Annotated in this window: 14 protein-coding genes; 5 read left to right on the top strand and 9 right to left on the bottom strand. The window is 47.3% G+C overall.

Annotated elements, in window-relative coordinates:
- Nucleotides 1–35 precede the first annotated feature (35 nt).
- Both QUA90_RS25980 and QUA90_RS25975 read left to right on the top strand, forming a co-directional pair.
- Complete coding sequence (locus QUA90_RS25980; protein WP_333448295.1) at nucleotides 36–656, top strand: histidine phosphatase family protein; 621 nt, start codon at nucleotides 36–38, stop codon at nucleotides 654–656.
- A 60-nt stretch (nucleotides 657–716) separates the two neighbouring features.
- Entirely contained in the window at nucleotides 717–1,100 is a 384-nt protein-coding gene (locus QUA90_RS25975; RefSeq protein ID WP_333082152.1) for a VOC family protein, read from the top strand.
- Nucleotides 1,101–1,216: 116 nt separating this feature from the next.
- On the opposite strand, the gene QUA90_RS25970 is transcribed toward QUA90_RS25975, so the two are convergent.
- Entirely contained in the window at nucleotides 1,217–1,507 is a 291-nt protein-coding gene (locus QUA90_RS25970; protein WP_333289089.1) for a hypothetical protein, read from the bottom strand.
- Nucleotides 1,508–1,549: 42 nt separating this feature from the next.
- Nucleotides 1,550–2,221 carry a phosphoribosyltransferase family protein gene (locus tag QUA90_RS25965; protein ID WP_333448294.1) on the bottom strand — a complete coding sequence of 224 codons (672 nt, stop codon included), beginning with the start codon at nucleotides 2,219–2,221 and terminating at the stop codon, nucleotides 1,550–1,552.
- Between the two features lie 193 nt (nucleotides 2,222–2,414).
- Between QUA90_RS25965 and QUA90_RS25960 the strand changes: the two genes are divergently transcribed.
- Nucleotides 2,415–3,101: a uracil-DNA glycosylase gene (locus QUA90_RS25960; RefSeq protein WP_333448293.1), complete on the top strand. Its 687-nt coding sequence runs from the start codon at nucleotides 2,415–2,417 to the stop codon at nucleotides 3,099–3,101.
- A 209-nt stretch (nucleotides 3,102–3,310) separates the two neighbouring features.
- Nucleotides 3,311–5,131, top strand: a complete 1,821-nt coding sequence (locus QUA90_RS25955; protein ID WP_333448292.1) for an SUMF1/EgtB/PvdO family nonheme iron enzyme — start codon at nucleotides 3,311–3,313, stop codon at nucleotides 5,129–5,131.
- 4 nt (nucleotides 5,132–5,135) lie between these two features.
- On the opposite strand, the gene QUA90_RS25950 is transcribed toward QUA90_RS25955, so the two are convergent.
- From QUA90_RS25950 to tyrS, 3 genes are read right to left on the bottom strand one after another with little or no spacing between them, the layout of a single operon-like run.
- Nucleotides 5,136–5,726: a hypothetical protein gene (locus tag QUA90_RS25950; RefSeq protein WP_333448291.1), complete on the bottom strand. Its 591-nt coding sequence runs from the start codon at nucleotides 5,724–5,726 to the stop codon at nucleotides 5,136–5,138.
- Nucleotides 5,727–5,763: 37 nt separating this feature from the next.
- Nucleotides 5,764–6,474 (bottom strand): orotidine-5'-phosphate decarboxylase, encoded by a 711-nt coding sequence (gene pyrF / locus QUA90_RS25945; RefSeq protein ID WP_333448290.1) that lies wholly within the window; start codon nucleotides 6,472–6,474, stop codon nucleotides 5,764–5,766.
- 42 nt (nucleotides 6,475–6,516) lie between these two features.
- Complete coding sequence (tyrS, locus tag QUA90_RS25940) at nucleotides 6,517–7,749, bottom strand: tyrosine--tRNA ligase (RefSeq protein WP_333326503.1); 1,233 nt, start codon at nucleotides 7,747–7,749, stop codon at nucleotides 6,517–6,519.
- Nucleotides 7,750–8,056: 307 nt separating this feature from the next.
- On the opposite strand from tyrS, the gene QUA90_RS25935 reads away from it, so the two are divergent.
- Nucleotides 8,057–9,976, top strand: coding sequence for a transglycosylase domain-containing protein (locus tag QUA90_RS25935; protein ID WP_333448289.1), 1,920 nt, complete (start codon nucleotides 8,057–8,059; stop codon nucleotides 9,974–9,976).
- Nucleotides 9,977–10,007: 31 nt separating this feature from the next.
- Here QUA90_RS25935 and QUA90_RS25930 read toward each other — a convergent pair whose 3' ends face one another.
- From QUA90_RS25930 to QUA90_RS25915, 4 genes are all read right to left on the bottom strand, one after another.
- Nucleotides 10,008–10,163 carry a hypothetical protein gene (locus tag QUA90_RS25930; RefSeq protein ID WP_333448288.1) on the bottom strand — a complete coding sequence of 52 codons (156 nt, stop codon included), beginning with the start codon at nucleotides 10,161–10,163 and terminating at the stop codon, nucleotides 10,008–10,010.
- A 67-nt stretch (nucleotides 10,164–10,230) separates the two neighbouring features.
- Entirely contained in the window at nucleotides 10,231–10,554 is a 324-nt protein-coding gene (locus QUA90_RS25925; RefSeq protein ID WP_006632589.1) for a DUF1825 family protein, read from the bottom strand.
- A gap of 224 nt (nucleotides 10,555–10,778) precedes the next feature.
- Nucleotides 10,779–11,375 (bottom strand): signal peptidase I, encoded by a 597-nt coding sequence (gene lepB, locus QUA90_RS25920; protein ID WP_333317723.1) that lies wholly within the window; start codon nucleotides 11,373–11,375, stop codon nucleotides 10,779–10,781.
- A gap of 325 nt (nucleotides 11,376–11,700) precedes the next feature.
- Nucleotides 11,701–14,178, bottom strand: coding sequence for an ATP-dependent Clp protease ATP-binding subunit (locus tag QUA90_RS25915; protein WP_190733781.1), 2,478 nt, complete (start codon nucleotides 14,176–14,178; stop codon nucleotides 11,701–11,703).
- Between the last annotated feature and the right edge of the window lie 617 nt (nucleotides 14,179–14,795).

The raw sequence follows: 14,795 nt of genomic DNA, 5'->3' as shown, positions 1-14,795 counted from the left end.
ATAATATGATAAGTTAATTCCTAACTTCTGCAACAATGGCTGCACGGATTTACCTTAACTGGAAATGGTTTTTCCGGTCGCTAGCTTTAGTATTGTCGATCGGCTTAATTACTGCAACTGCAAGTTCTGACGCAGCAACCAACGCGCAAACTCAAGCAGGGTGGCAATTGTTGCAGCGGGGGGAGACGGGGTTGGTGGTAGCAATGCGACACGCGATCGCCCCAGGTACGGGAGATCCTGCTAACTTTAAGTTGGGTGACTGTTCCACCCAGCGCAATTTATCAGTACAGGGACAAACCCAAGCCAAGCAAATTGGAGCAGAATTTCGCAGCCGCAACATCAAAGTTGCCAGAGTTTTATCCAGTCAGTGGTGTAGGTGTTGGGAAACAGCAAAACTGATAAATATAGGCAAAGTCGAACCGTTCCCAGCATTGAACTCGTTCTTTAGCGACAGCAGCAAAGAAGCCAGACAAACAGCGACCATTCGCAAATTAATTGTTGATAATCGCAACACAAAAGGCGTGATTATTCTGGTAACTCATCAAGTAAATATTACCGCTATCACTGATATTGTACCGCAAAGCGGCGAAGCTGTGATTCTCAAAGGATCTCGACAAGGTAAAATCCAAATAGTCGGACGAATTGGAGGATTTTAAATAGAGAGAAAGTTATAATATTACTAATTGCCCCTTACTAATTCCCAATTACCAATTTATATGAGTTTCCAATACAGCGCAGCCCTAGTAACTTTAGCAGACCTTGATAAGGAAGTTCTCGTTAAATTTTACACAAAATTTCTCGACATAGAACCAAACCCTTACATTCCCAATACTTATGCTGAATTTCAACTCCCAGGCTTAAGACTCGGCATATTCAAACCCAAAGATTCCCACAAATCGGAATTTGCAAATCGAGCAAAAACAGGCATAAGTCTGTGTTTGGAAGTCAGCGATATCGAAACTGCGATCGCCCGAATTTGGGCTTTAGGTTATCCGCCCAGCGGAGAAATTATCAAAGCTTCTCACGGTCTAGAAATCTATGCCTTCGATCCTGTCGGCAACCGCATAATTTTACATCAATCTAATGAGAATGTAGGATGAGGGCTAATTATTGGTGAACTCTCGATCTCCTCTTCTATCCTCTTCTCTTCCTTTGGGGAACAGGCGTCCCGCCTGTGGTTCTTCCCGTCTTCGCGGTTCGTCAAAAACAACATCAACTATCTAATCAGTTCAGCAAAACTATAAAAACTGATAATTAATAACAACAATGCTGTCAGATGAGTTAGTTGAAATTGTGGCCGTGGACCCAGGGATTCCCGCACCAAAATTGAAAAAGACGAACCAATTATATAACTCAAAGACAGCGTTAAATACTGCCACTGCAATGTTACACTCCACAGCCCCAGCAACATCATCGCCAAAGTCAACATCACCAACTCAACAAAGCGAGGCGGATTGTGCTGAGTAGACAGAATCAAAGTGTCCAACCAATATTGCCAAGGTCTCATGTTTTAGCGATCGAGCTTTTGGATTTAGCCTTCTAGCTTAACCTACGATCGCCATTCAGTTTGTTGCTGCAAACACCTTAAAGCCTCCGCCGTCTCCACCTGCGGAAATTGCCCATAAAAGCGACTAACACTGTAAAAAGGGTGAGGAGTCTCCAGAAGGATCAACTTATCGCCCATTTGGGCCAAAAATCCCATCAAATCTGCCGGGGCGACAGGCGCGCAAATCCACAAAGCCAGCGGTTGCTGCGACTCCAAAGCCTTAGCCGCCACAGCCATCGTCATCCCCGTAGCAATGCCATCATCTACCAAAATCGCCAAAGCCCCGGCCGCGCTCACATTGGGGCGTCCAGGAGATAAATCCGCCAGCAGAGATTGAGCATTATTTTGAGCCACGGGCAATGCTGATTTTTGCAAGCGTAAATTGTGCTGCTTTTGCTTTTCCCAGAGGACGTGACCGTCAGCAGTTGCAGCCCCGATCGCCAATTCTAAATTATCTGGGCGAGTAATTTTCTTGGCGACAACCACATCCAAAGGACAGCACAAGCGGCGCGCAATCGGCACAGCAACGGGCAAACCACCGCGCGGCAAGGCGTAAACAATTGGTTTTACCGCCTTCTGTGTCATTAAACTCAACTTGCCGAACTCGTCCACAACTGCCTCGGCCAGTTTTTCGCCTGCATCGGCGCGATCGTCAAAAAACGGGTTAGAGAACATATTTTTGCCTGTACGAGCTCAACCAAACAATTGGAGATTGTGCCAGTGTTAATTGGAGATTGTACGCGCGAGCGTAGCTATCCCGTAGCGAATCGACAGCATCGCACACAAGCATCTAGCCAATCTCAAATCACCAAACCCGATCTAAACTATAAACTCTAGACTCCAAAATATCTCCCTAATTGTAAAACGTATGTCCAGCGACTTGCAACTCAGCCTTTTTGACAACAATCAAAGTGCCACTTTCCAAACAGACTCAATACCAGCAAATGCCAAAATTCCCATCCCTCCCGGCACTTATCAAAATATGGAACAAATCGGCGAGCACTGCAACCGCTGCTACCGCTGCGAATTGGGCAACAGCCGCACTCACGCCGTCATCGGGCGCGGCAATCCTCAAGCCTCTATTTTGATTGTGGGAGAAGCGCCCGGACAAAACGAAGACGAAACCGGATTGCCCTTCGTCGGGCGATCGGGCAAACTCTTAGATAAGATTTTAGAATCTGTGGGATTGAGTGCAGAAACCGACGTATTCATTGCCAACGTTATCAAATGTCGCCCTCCCAACAACCGCCCTCCGACAGCAAAAGAAATCGAAGCTTGCAAACCTTACTTGCTCGAACAAATTCGCATCTTAGACCCCAAAATTATTTTATTAACTGGTGCAACAGCCCTCAAAGGTTTGCTAAGCGACAAGCGCCCTATTAGTAAAATTAGAGGTCAGTGGATTGAATGGGAAAATCGTTTGTGTATGCCGATTTTTCACCCATCATACTTGTTGCGAAATCCCTCCCGAGAACCGGAGACTCCGAAATGGTATATGTGGCAAGATATGCAGGCAATAAAAGCCAAATTGGATGAATTTAAAGCAGTAAGTTAAAGAGAACATGATAAATTTCGCTTTTCCCGAGTCTCGATCCCCCTAAATCCCCCTTAAAAAGGGGGACTTTGATGCTCACTCTTGTCCCCCCCTTAAGAAGGGGGGCTAGGGGCGATCGAGGGCCTAATCGTCCAATCATAGCTTGTTGGGAACTGGTATTACAATGCGTAAATTGTGTTAATCTTAAAATAGTAAAACCAGAAAATTGTATGAGTCAATGCCTTAATCCCGACTGCCAGCATCCAAACCCACCCATCACCAAATTCTGCCAACGCTGCGGAAACAAACTGCTACTCGGAGACAGATACCGTGCAGTTAAATACATTTCCGAAGGTGGTTTCGGCCGTACATTCAAAGCGGTAGATGAACATCGACTTGATACAATCTGTGTGATTAAACAATTTCTCCCACAACTACAAGGGAGTGCAGCTATTCAGAAAGCGACGGAGTTATTCAAACAAGAAGCAGTGAGACTGCGAGATTTGGGTAAACATCCTCAAATCCCTGATTTATTGGCATTCTTTGAACAAGATAAACGCTTCTATCTAGTACAAGAATTTATAGACGGTGAAGATTTATTAAAAGAATTACAGAAACAGGGAAAGTTTAGCGAAAAACAGATTAAGCAATTACTAACTGAATTGCTACCGATATTAGATTTTGTGCACAAGCAAAAGGTCATTCACCGAGATATTAAGCCGGAAAACATCATTAGAAATTCTTACGGTTCTCTAGTCTTGATTGACTTTGGAGTTGCCAAGGAATTGAGCGGTAGTGTTTTGACTAGAGTGGGAACTGTGACTGGCACTCCTGGTTATGCAGCACCGGAACAAATGCAAGGTCATGTTTTTCCAGCGAGTGACTTGTATAGTCTTGGTGTAACTTGCATTCGGTTATTAACCGGGTGTTTGCTGGAAGAAAATAATGGAACTTGGGTTGACGAACTTTTTGACCCGATGCAAATGGCATGGGTATGGAGAAATAAGGCAGTTTCCATCAGCAATGACTTGGGGCAAGTATTAGATAAAATGCTCCTGTTTCCAGTGGGTGCGCGTTATCAATCAGCAGCAGAAGTCTTGCAATCTCTTAATCCTGTCTCAGTATCACCTACTAAAATACCAGCGCCACCACAAGCAAAACCCTTTCAGCATTTACAAGTAGCATCTACTCAAATATCAGCTAAATCTCAACGAAAACCCTCTCAGTTGCAATCCTTTACTGAAGATTGGGGTAATGGCATTACTCTGGAAATGATTGCTATTCCCGGTGGAACTTTCATAATGGGTGCGCCGAAAACTGAAGCAGAAAGCTTTGATAACGAAAAGCCGCAACATCGGGTAACAATTCAACCTTTCTTCATGGGAAAATATGCTATTACTCAAGCACAGTGGAAAGCTGTAGCTAAATTGCCAAAGATTCAATATGACCTCCACCCAGACCCCTTTAGATTCAAAGGTAATAATCGACCAGGAGAACAAGTTTGTTGGTATGATGCTGTGGAATTTTGTGCTAGGTTATCTAAAAATACCGGACACAATTATCGCTTGCCCAGTGAGGCAGAATGGGAATATGCTTGTCGTGCTGGTACGACTACGCCGTTCTATTTTGGTCAAACAATTACTACTAATCAGGTTAACTATCACGGCAACTATTCTTACAATAATTCACCAAAAGGTCAGTATAGAGGACAAACTACAGATGTAGGCAGTTTTCCCGCCAATGTTTTTGGTTTATACGATATGCACGGCAATGTTTACGAATGGTGCGCTGACCCCTGGCATGATAGCTATCACGGAGCACCGACTGATGGCAGCGTATGGGATGAGAATAGCAATGATCATCGTTATAAAAATTATCTTGATTTATTAGTCCAATCTAAAAATGATAACAAAGCTCGGCTCTTGCGCGGTGGTTCGTGGTACAGCAATCCGGGGTACTGTCGTGCGGGCTTTCGCCACTGGTATCAGCCATCTACCCGCAACAACAACATCGGTTTTCGGGTGGCTTGTGTTGCCGCGAGGACTTCTTAGCCCTTTACACTTCTCCTTTTGCATGACAATCTCGCAACCACAAACGAATCGCCTCAGCAATTGCGCTTTTCTCACTTTCTGGCGGCGACAACGGACGAACATCCGCCACTCTACTAAACCGAGAAACAATTTTTACTAATTCCCACCCGTTCTCCGTTTTAGTGAAAAATAACCAATGATATTGCTCAATTTCGACTGGTTTTCCCCCGCGATACTGCCGTTCCAAAGTAGTAATGAAAACTTGACTAGCATTTTCAGGAAGTGCATCTTCAAAATTTAAAGGTAGCGGTTCAAACTCCGGGCGACCGGCTAAAATTATTTGCGGCAGCGCGTAACCGGGCGGTGTGTTTTTGTTAGGAGAAAAGTGCGATCGCACAATTACGCGATTAGCATAACTCGGCAAATCTTGCAACAGACGATCGACCAAAGTTTCTAAATCAGCGGGACAGGGCGATCGCACTAACAAATCATACCGACTGGGATTTATACTGTTAGCAGGATTTGTCACAAAATTAACTGCCCAAGTCGGAGTTGCAACCGCAGATATCAGCAGATAAACACAGATGAACGCAGATAAAATTCCCTTGGCGTTCATCGGCTTTTATCGGCGGTAAAAAACAACATTTGTATTGTTACTCCAACTCTTCACAAATACGGGTAAAAGCCGCCACTGGATCGGGCGCAGCAGTAATTGGCCGCCCAATCACCAGATAATCCGCACCAGCTTTTAAAGCGGCCTTTGGAGTCATCGATCGTTTTTGATCGCCCCCATCAGCCCAGGTCGGACGCACACCGGGACAAACTAATAGAAAATCATCCCCGCAACTCATCCGCAACTGTTCCACCTCTTGCGGAGAACAAACAGCACCAGCTAAACCCGTTTCCTTAGCCAACAATGCCATGTGCAAAGCAAATTCTGGCAACTCCAAAGGTATTTTCAACTCAAAAGCCAACTGTCGCGAATTCAAACTCGTCAATAGAGTAATTGCAATCAACTTAGGAGTCGGTTTATCAACAGCCGCCGCCCCTTCAGTCAAAGCCAACTGTGCCGCTTTCAAAGCATCTTTACCACAAGTAGAATGGATCGTCAATAAATCCACATTGTACTTAGCAGCCGCACGACAAGCACCAGCCACAGTATTCGGGATATCGTGAAACTTCAAATCGAGAAAAATCCGCTTTTCCCGCTGTTTTAAAATTTCCACAATCCCCGGCCCGGAACTCACAAACAGTTCCAAACCCACTTTCCAGAAAGATACTTGCGGCAGTTTGTCCAGAAGTGCGATCGCCTCTTCTTGACTCGAGACATCCAAAGCAACAATAATTCGATTATCAGCGTTCATCAGCGTTCATCTTCAGTATTCATCTGCGGTTAAAAAAGAGATTCAAGACACCAATCGCACAAACTTATTCTTCCCAACCTGCAAAACCTTACCGCATAAATCAGCAGGTGATTCAAAAGTAAGATTAACATCAGAAACCCGATCGCCCTCCAACTTCACCCCACCGCCCTGCATCAACTTCCGCGCATCACCGCTGCTTTTACAAAGCCCGCTAGCACTCAAAATATAAAACAACTTAGCCGGAAACTGCACACTTGCCAAAGAAAACTCCGCCACAGCATCAGCTTGTCCCGCAGCACCTTTAACCAGGGCAATTGCATCTTGTTGTGCGCGTTCCGCCACTTCCGAACCGCGATACTGGCGCACCACATCCACAGCCAAAAGTTTCTGTTTTTCTCGCGGATTTTCGGGCAATTCATCAAGTGGCAAATCTGTCAATAGTTCAAAATATTGGGCGATCGAAGTATCGGCAATTTTCTCCAACTTAGAATACATCGTCAGCGGATCTTCCGACAAACCCACATAATTATTCAAAGACTTCGACATCTTCTGCACGCCGTCAGTCCCGATTAAAATCGGCATCAGCAAACCAAACTGCGGTTTCATCCCAAAATGCCGCTGCAAATCTCTTCCCACCGCAATATTAAACTTTTGGTCGGTTCCGCCCAACTCCACATCAGCTTGCAAGACTACTGAATCGTAACCCTGCATGACTGGATACAGAAACTCGTGCAGGAAAATCGCATTTTCCTGCTGCATCCTGTTATCAAATCCCTCTTTAGCGAGCATCTGCTGCACCGTCATCGTGCCTAGCAGTTCCAAAATCTTCGCCATGTCCAATTTTGACAACCACTCGGAGTTATAGCGAATTTCCAAACGTCCGGGCGTGTCAAAATCTAGAATCGGACGCACTTGGTCTAAATAAGTCTTGGCATTTTCCGCCACTTGTTCGGCCGTCAACTGGCTTCGCATCTCGGACTTTCCTGTCGGATCGCCAATTCTCGCGGTAAAATCTCCGATGACCAGTACCGCTGTGTGACCGGCATCTTGAAAAGCCCGCAGCTTGCGGAAGCAAATGCTGTGTCCCAAGTGAATGTCCGCCCCTGTGGCGTCAATTCCCAGTTTGACGCGCAAAGGTCGATCGACTTTTGCCAGCAGTTGGGCTAAATTTTCGTCAGGGTTGCTAGAATCAGGTCGATCTGGAAAAATCTCGCTGACGCCGCGGTAAAGCGCTGAAAGGTTAGGAGTTATCATCGGGGAGCGATCGTCCATCATATTTTGCCAAAGTGCAGCAGAATTAGTTACACTCACTGGTTGACGCATAAAAACATAACTATCAAGCTACTATAATCCCAAAGCTGACCGGCTTTCATTAGCTGACCCCGCCCAAAAACGGATACCAGCCCCCGACAACAGTCGTGGAGATCCCCAAATTTTAGACTCTTGTTCAAACTCCCAGATTCATCTGTGGAATAAATCTAAAATCTAAAATCTAAAATCTAAAATCGACTGACTGTCTCTAGGGTTCGCATCTAAAATTAAAAGTCTTAAACCCCAAATCGAGTGAGGAAGTGAAATCCACGTGTCAACCAACGCAGTCCGCAATAACACGGAAAACTCAGCCCCCGTATTCGAGTTTGTTCAGTCAGTCAGTAAAGTGACCGCCGGAACCATACTCAGCATAACAATGCTTGCCAGTTCCGTAGTCGCTGGTGGACTGGTTGGCTTAGCGATCAGCTTCCGCAATTTGCCAGATGTTCGGATCTTGCAAACCTACTCTCCCACAGAAACTACCCACATTTACGACATCAACGGCAAGCCGCTAGCCAGTATCCACGACGAAGCCAACCGGGATGTCGTACCCCTTGACCAAATCTCCCCGAACCTGAAACGAGCTGTTCTGGCGATCGAAGATAGCAACTTCTTCACCCACAAAGGCATCAACCCCGGCGGTATAGCCCGAGCTCTCATAGTCAACCTAGAAAAAGGTAGAACCGTGGAAGGGGGCTCAACTATGACTATGCAGCTAGTCAAGAACCTGTTTCTTTCTCCCCAGTCAAAATTTAGTCGCAAGGTAGCTGAAGCGGTAATGTCTATCCGCTTGGAGCAAATTCTCAACAAAGACCAAATTCTGCAACTATACCTGAATCAAATCTACTTAGGTCACAACTTGTATGGCGTAGAGACAGCCTCTCGAAGCTATTTCAACAAATCAGCAAGTAATTTGACTCTTTCAGAAGCCGCGATGCTGGCCGGCTTAATTTCTGCCCCCGAAGAATACAGTCCTTTCGTCAATTACAAGTTGGCAAAAGAGCGGCAAACCCTCGTTTTAGGCCGCATGAAGGATCTTAAATGGATTACGCCGGCCCAAGAGACTGCTGCCCGCCAGGAAAAAATTAAGCTAGGCAAAATTACCTCTTTTGGTGGCTCTCAAGTTCCTTACGTAACACAAGCCGTAGTCCAGGAACTGACGAGGCGTTTTGGGCGAGATGCCGTGGTTAAGGGAGGAATGCGCGTTCAAACGACGATCGACCTCAAAATGCAGCGCATAGCCGAAGAAACAGTCAAAGCGTGGCACAATCGGCTTTACTACCAAGGCCTGTTTTACGATCGCGAGGAAGGTCAAATTGCCCTAGCCGCCGTCGATCCCCGCACCCACTTCGTCAAAGCAATGGTGGGCGGCGTCGATTACGAAAAGAGCCAGTTCAACCGCGCCATTCAAGCACGCCGCCAGCCCGGATCTTCTTTTAAGCCTTTTATCTACTACGCTGCCTTTGCTAGTGGCAAATACAGCCCCGATTCAGTTGTATACGACTCCCCTGTCGGCTACCGCGACGGCGACGGCTACTACTACCCTCAAAACTACGGTGGCGGCTTCTCCGGTGCCGTCAGCATCCGCAGAGCTTTGGAAGTATCTCTCAACATTCCCGCCGTCAAGCTTGGCCAAGAAGTCGGATTGAATAAAGTGATTGAGATTTGCCGCGTGCTAGGCATCAGAAGTCCGATGGAACCTGTGATTTCTTTGCCCTTGGGTGCCGTTGACCTCACTCCTTTAGAAATGGCCGGAGCTTTTGCTACCTTCGCTAACAACGGCTGGCATTCTGACACCACGTTTATCGTGCAAGTTACTGACAGCAGCGGCAACGTCTTGCTCGACAATACCCCCAAACCCAAATTAGTTCTCAATTCCTGGGCGGCCGCATCTGTCAACAGCGCTCTGCAAGGGGTAATTAGCAGCGGAACGGCAAGGGCGGCTCAACTTGGGCGGCCGGCTGCTGGGAAAACTGGTACAACTTCCTCAGAACGGGATATCTGGTTTGTGGGTTACGTGCCGCAGTTGTCGGTGGCTGTTTGGATGGGCAACGACAATTACAGACCGATGAGCTACGGTGCTACTGGTGGTACTATTGTCGCCCCTGTTTGGCGCGATTTTATGAGCCAAGCTTTGCAGGGAGTTCCCGCAGAAAGTTTCAAACCTGCTTCATCTTTTGAGCGGCCTTAACTATCAGTCATTAGTCATTAATCATTAGGGATTAGGCATGGGGCATGGGGCAGGGGGAATACTTTCTTTTTCTTCCTTCTTCCTTCTTCCTTCTTCCGACTTCCATCGGACTGACATCCGTTACATCCGTTACATCCGTCGAGCGAATCCGTTGCCGAACTTCCTTCTTCCTTCTTCCGACTTCCATCGGACTGACATCCGTTACATCCGTTACATCCGTTGCCGAACTTCCTTCTTCCTTCTTCCTTTTGACACTAGGATTGTTTTTCCAGCTCAGATTTCATCCGCTCCAGCGTTGAGTTCATTTGCTCAAACATCTGCTGGGGCGTGATGCCAAATTGATTGAGCTGTGTTTTTAACTGCTCTACAGTCATCTGAGCCATGAAGTCCTCAGAAAGCTCAAAGCGCTTCATAAAAATACGGTAGCGCTCCATCATCGATTCCATCTGAGCGATGAACATTTTCTTGCCTTCGCGATCGAATTTGCCGTAATTGCCACCTAGTTTGATGAGAGATTGATAGTCTTCAAACAACAGTTTGGCTTCTTGCTGAACAATTTCTGAATCAAAAAATCCCATAGCTTTCCTAATTTTTTAATATTCTAGTAATTTTGATCTAGGCGAGAAATCCCGCTGCTTTTTCTACTATTTTATCAGTTTCCGGAGGAAGTCCCTACCCCTTAAGGCGCAAGAATAAGTAGAAATTTCCGTACAGCATAAGGCATGGGAATGGGGCATTGGGCATTGGGCTTGCGATGACAACAGTCAACAGTCAACTGTCAACAGTCAACTGTCAACTGACTTTAAACTTCCCCGATTCGTTCTAGAGGCCAAAACCGCACTACAGCGCGGCCGATGATATTCTGCTTAGGTAAAAATCCCCACCTGCTGGAGTCGTTGCTGTTGTTGCGGTTGTCTCCCATCACAAAGTATTCATTTTCTGGGACGCGATAAGGTCCCCACTGGTATTTAGGAGGTTCGGCAATATATTTTTCGACGAGGGGTTTGTCGTTGAGATAAACTAAACCTTTTTTAACGGCGACGGTTTGACCCGGTAAGCCAATTACCCGCTTGATGAATGCTTGGTCTTGGGTAAAGCCTTGTTCTTGCAACTTTTCGGGCGGGGCAAATACTACGATGTCGCCAGTTTTGGGCGGTTCGAGGTAGTAAGAGATTTTTTCGACTACGACGCGATCGCCCACGTGCAAAGTGGGTACCATAGAATCTGAGGGTATATAGCGCGGTTCGGCGACCAAAGCTCGAATCACTATTGCTAAACTCAAAGCAATAATCACTATCTGAAGATTTTCTCGCTGCGACTTCCACGCTTTCTGCCACCAGCTTTCAGCAGGCGGATTTTCTGCTACTTCTGTACCCAAATTCTTTTTCTCAGATGTCATTTATTTCTCCACTATATAGTTATTGCTAATTATCTAATTGCCATTGAAGTAGCTCGCTCTAATTAAACGTAAAACTTTGTTGGGGTATTCAGAAACCCGGAATGGCGAACACGGGGGCGCCGTCCTACAGAAACAGAGTCGATCGGTCTCATATTTTTTAAGACGAAGATACTTAGAAAAGTCAGGGTACATTCTGTTGATATTAACTCATAAAAAAGGCAGAGAAATAAGATTCTCTACCTTTTTTATTTGAGGATTTTGAGTTGTTTGCGATTACGTGATTGGTTATTTCCAAACTTAACTCGCGATCGCACACAACTCAAACTTACTCAGCGCCTTGGGGCAGCAATTCCCGCTTTTGACCTTGCAGCACCTTAACAATTCCGTCCTCGCCCACATCCACAACAGCGGTGTCACCGTCTTTGATGCGGCCAGAAAGGATTTCCTCAGCCAAGCTGTCTTCCAGCAAGCGCATGATGGCGCGGCGCAGGGGTCGGGCTCCGTAGCTGGGGTTGTAGCCTTCTTCTACCAGCCGTTCTTTGAATTTTTCGGTCACTTCCAGGGTGATGCCCTGTTCTGTCAAACGACCGAACACTTCTTTGAGCATGATGACCGCAATTTCCTTGACTTCTTCCTTGTTCAACTGGCGGAAGACGATAATTTCGTCGAGTCGGTTGAGGAATTCGGGGCGGAAGTAGTTTTTGAGTTCTTCGTTAACCAAAGAACGAATGCGGTTGTAATTAGCATCGGCTTGGTTGTCGCTGAACTCGAAACCGAGACCGCCGCCGCCTTTTTCAATCACCTTAGAACCGATGTTTGAGGTCATAATCAGCAGCGTATTTTTGAAGTCTACGGTGCGACCTTTGGCATCTGTTAAGCGGCCGTCTTCCAATATTTGCAAAAGCATATTGAAGACATCGGGGTGGGCTTTTTCGATTTCGTCGAACAGCACGACGGTGTAAGGACGGCGGCGGACTGCTTCTGTGAGTTGGCCGCCTTCGTTGTAGCCGACGTACCCAGGCGGAGAACCGATGAGTTTGGAGACGGTGTGCCGTTCCATGTATTCGGACATATCCAGCCGAATCATCGCGTCTTCGGAACCGAAGAAGTAGCCGGCTAAAGCTTTCGTCAGTTCGGTTTTACCGACGCCTGTGGGGCCAGAGAAGATGAAACTGGCGATCGGGCGATTCGGATTTTTCAAACCAACGCGAGCGCGACGGATGGCGCGGGAAACGGCTTTCACTGCTTCTTCCTGGCCGATCAAGCGCTGGTGCAAGGTATCTTCCATGTGCAGCAGCTTTTCGGATTCGGATTCGGTCAGTTTGTTTACCGGGACTCCCGTCCAGCTTGCCACGATTTGAGCAATGTCTTCTTCGGTGACTACTGGCGATGGGTCGGTTTCGCCGGTGCGGGCCGAGTCGGTTTTTTTGGCTTGGGAAATAGCCCGAATTTCGGCTTTGATCGTCATTTCTCGATCGCGCAATTCCCCTGCTTTATCAAAGTCTTGAGAACGCACCGCTTCGTCTTTATCTTTGAGGACTTGGCGGAGTTCTTTGTCAAGTTCTTTGGCTGCGGGGGGCAGTTGGGAGTTGATCAAGCGAACTCTAGAACCAGCTTCGTCTACCAAGTCAATTGCTTTGTCTGGGAGGAAGCGATCGGAGATGTATCGGTGAGAGAGTTTGGCTGCAGCTTCGAGGGCTGTATCCAAGATTTTCAGCTTGTGGTGCTGTTCGTAGCGTTCTCGCAGACCGAAGAGAATTTCGATCGTCTCGTCAACGGTGGGTTCGCCGACCATGACGGGCTGGAAGCGCCGTTCTAGGGCTGCGTCGCGCTCGATGTGCTTGCGGTACTCGTCTAGGGTGGTAGCACCGATACACTGGAGCTCGCCTCTTGCCAAGGCTGGCTTGAGAATGTTGGCTGCGTCGATCGCCCCTTCCGCCGCACCTGCACCGATCAAAGTATGCACTTCGTCAATCACCAAAATCACGTTACCCGCAGTGCGGATTTCGTCCATGATTTTTTTGAGGCGTTCTTCAAATTCGCCCCGGTATTTCGTACCGGCAACCAGCAAGCCGATGTCGAGGGTGACGACGCGCTTGTCTTCGAGGATATCTGGGATGTCGTTGTTAGCGATGCGCTGGGCCAGGCCTTCGGCGATCGCGGTTTTGCCGACTCCGGGTTCCCCGATGAGCACCGGGTTATTTTTGGTGCGGCGACCGAGGATTTGGATTACCCGTTCGATTTCTTTTTGGCGTCCCACTACTGGGTCTAGCTTACCATCGACCGCCATTTGAGTCAGGTTGGCACCGAATTCATCCAGGGTTGGGGTTTTGGTGCGAGCGCCGCCGCCAGTGGCTGCGACTTCTGCGGTTTCTCCCAGCATCCGAATCACTTGGGTGCGGACTTTCGACAAGTCTACTCCCAGGTTTTCTAAGACTCTGGCCGCTACTCCTTCACCTTCGCGGATCAGGCCCAGCAGCAGGTGTTCAGTACCTATATAGTTGTGTCCGAGTTGGCGAGCTTCTTCTAGGGATAGTTCTAGAACCCGCTTGGCGCGGGGGGTGAACGGTATTTCTACTGCTACGAAGCCGGAACCGCGCCCGATGATTTTTTCCACTTCAATCCGAGCGTCTTTGAGGTTGACCCCCATTGATTTGAGGACTTTAGCTGCAACCCCGGTTCCTTCACCAATCAGACCCAGGAGGATCTGTTCTGTCCCTACGAAGTTGTGACCCAGGCGGCGAGCTTCTTCCTGGGCCAACATGATTACTTTTATTGCTTTTTCTGTGAAGCGTTCAAACATGATTTATTCCCATCACCTGCTGCTATGTGCCCGTTTCGAGGTCACGCTCGCACAACGAGCGTTTGTGTTCGAGTGTTAACTCGTACTGCTTATTCTAGCGCGACACTCCCAACCTATCTGCCGCACTCGGCTGCGGTTGCAGATTCCAGGCTCATGTTGCAGGGTGGCTTTCAACTGGGAAGACCCAAATGGTGGCTGACCTACAACCTCCCCTAGACTGCAAGAAGATTGCTCTTCTCGGCCCGTGCCCAACCTACGACTGCGTATTGATGGATTCTAGCATAATCTTTTTGGCTGTCATGCAGGTGCAAAAGTGATAATTCTCGAAGTACAGGGCGGGTTTTGTACAAAAGTTATTGGTTAGATGGGCGATCGATCCCCTAAACTCATCCTTAAGCTGCTGTCCCTCTCAAGAATCTTTGGGTTTGCGAGGGAAAGAGTGAGCTGGGCTTTTTTTATCTAAAATTTTGTCTCAGATCCTTTGAAGATTTGGGTGTTCTTCATGTTGTCAGTTGTGCGCTCGCTCCCGATCAATTAGTAAGCATTCGTAACAAGTTAGAAGGGAGTATATTTTGTCAATACCTCTTTGTATAGAAATCTAAGTGAATAATAATGAT

The sequence above is a fragment of the Microcoleus sp. D3_18_C4 genome (assembly GCF_036702355.1).
In the GTDB taxonomy this organism is placed as follows: domain Bacteria; phylum Cyanobacteriota; class Cyanobacteriia; order Cyanobacteriales; family Microcoleaceae; genus Microcoleus.
The sequence above is the reverse complement of the archived record's forward strand: the minus strand, read 5'-3'. Positions and strand labels throughout refer to the sequence as shown.

Excerpts from the sequence above, each read along its gene's own strand:
- QUA90_RS25980 (WP_333448295.1), top strand. The coding sequence starts at position 36 with ATGGCTGCACGGATTTACCTTAACTGGAAATGGTTTTTCCGGTCGCTA.
- QUA90_RS25975 (WP_333082152.1), top strand. The coding sequence starts at position 717 with ATGAGTTTCCAATACAGCGCAGCCCTAGTAACTTTAGCAGACCTTGAT.
- QUA90_RS25970 (WP_333289089.1), bottom strand. The coding sequence starts at position 1,507 with ATGAGACCTTGGCAATATTGGTTGGACACTTTGATTCTGTCTACTCAG.
- QUA90_RS25965 (WP_333448294.1), bottom strand. The coding sequence starts at position 2,221 with ATGTTCTCTAACCCGTTTTTTGACGATCGCGCCGATGCAGGCGAAAAA.
- QUA90_RS25960 (WP_333448293.1), top strand. The coding sequence starts at position 2,415 with ATGTCCAGCGACTTGCAACTCAGCCTTTTTGACAACAATCAAAGTGCC.
- QUA90_RS25955 (WP_333448292.1), top strand. The coding sequence starts at position 3,311 with ATGAGTCAATGCCTTAATCCCGACTGCCAGCATCCAAACCCACCCATC.
- QUA90_RS25950 (WP_333448291.1), bottom strand. The coding sequence starts at position 5,726 with ATGAACGCCAAGGGAATTTTATCTGCGTTCATCTGTGTTTATCTGCTG.
- pyrF (WP_333448290.1), bottom strand. The coding sequence starts at position 6,474 with ATGAACGCTGATAATCGAATTATTGTTGCTTTGGATGTCTCGAGTCAA.
- tyrS (WP_333326503.1), bottom strand. The coding sequence starts at position 7,749 with ATGATGGACGATCGCTCCCCGATGATAACTCCTAACCTTTCAGCGCTT.
- QUA90_RS25930 (WP_333448288.1), bottom strand. The coding sequence starts at position 10,163 with ATGGAAGTCGGAAGAAGGAAGAAGGAAGTTCGGCAACGGATTCGCTCG.
- QUA90_RS25925 (WP_006632589.1), bottom strand. The coding sequence starts at position 10,554 with ATGGGATTTTTTGATTCAGAAATTGTTCAGCAAGAAGCCAAACTGTTG.
- lepB (WP_333317723.1), bottom strand. The coding sequence starts at position 11,375 with ATGACATCTGAGAAAAAGAATTTGGGTACAGAAGTAGCAGAAAATCCG.
- QUA90_RS25915 (WP_190733781.1), bottom strand. The coding sequence starts at position 14,178 with ATGTTTGAACGCTTCACAGAAAAAGCAATAAAAGTAATCATGTTGGCC.